At 72.0% G+C, this 1048-nt stretch carries 1 protein-coding gene; it reads right to left on the bottom strand.

From position 1 onward, the window contains the following. Nucleotides 1-621 (bottom strand): DUF4082 domain-containing protein (locus ASG49_RS18055; RefSeq protein ID WP_162244546.1); only part of this gene is annotated, 621 nt, incomplete at its 3' end. Nucleotides 622-1048 lie beyond the last annotated feature (427 nt).

Below are 1048 nucleotides of genomic sequence, written 5' to 3'. Positions count from 1 at the left end.
CGGGGCCGGAGCCGGGGTCGGCGTCGGCGTCGGGGTCGGAGTCGGGGTCGGCACCGGCGTCGGGGTCGGGGTCGGAGTCGGGGTCGGAGTCGGCACCGGCGTCGGGGTCGGCACCGGCGTCGGGGCCGGGGCCGGGGACGCTCCGACGGCGTACCTGACGTCGGCGAAGGTGGCGTTCGTCGACAGGCGTCCCGGCATCGCGGTGGCGGCCCCCGTCACGCCGCCGAACTCGGTGATGGCCGACCCCTTGAAAGCACCTGCCCAGTAGGAGTCGCGGACGATGCCGTAGCGACCGTCACGGGCGTCGAAGGAGACGACGTAGGTCTTTCCGACCGTGAGCGGCACAGCGCTCGGCAGCGCGACCTCCTGCCAGCCGCGCCGACCCGACTGGTCGGGGAGCGACACCGAGGAGAGCCTGGCCCCGGCGCCGGTCCACAGCGTCAGCCGCGAGGCGCCGGCGACGCTCCCGGGCTTGTAGTAGCGCAGGGCGGTGACGCTGCCCGCGGTGTGGGGGCTGAAACGAGTGCCGACGCTCACCGGGGAGTAGAGCCTCCCCGCGGTCGAGGTGGGGTACTCGTTGTCGGGCCACATGGTGGTCGTGGTGGCGGCGTCGGCCGACACGGGGGGCAGCGTGCCCAGGGCCGCTGCGCAGAGGAGGGCGGCCGCGAGTCCCCGCATCCGGCGAGGACGGGACGTCCGGCGGACGTCTGCGGACTGGGGGGCGCTGTTCGGGATCATGGCGAGCCTGTCTGTGTGGACCGGCGCGGCCGTCGCTCCCGAGATGAGACGACCACGACCTCAGGGGGTGGCGGACAGTTCCAGAATGACACGTATTGTCCGATTTGTACTGATGTCGGGATTTGTGGAGCCGGGTTGACGCGGTCGTCCCGTCGTCAGCTCGGGCCAGGTCGCTCAGCCACCCGGCGTCACCCGGACACCGGTGCGGTCGTCGATGTTGCCGGTCCACGTGACCGAGGCGTTGCGGATCAGGCCGTAGCCGTAGTACCCCTTGGCGATCCGGTTGTTGGTGTACCGGATGCCGGTGATG

Source organism: Marmoricola sp. Leaf446 (assembly GCF_001424755.1).
Lineage (GTDB): Bacteria > Actinomycetota > Actinomycetes > Propionibacteriales > Nocardioidaceae > Marmoricola.
The sequence above is the reverse complement of the archived record's forward strand: the minus strand, read 5'-3'. Positions and strand labels throughout refer to the sequence as shown.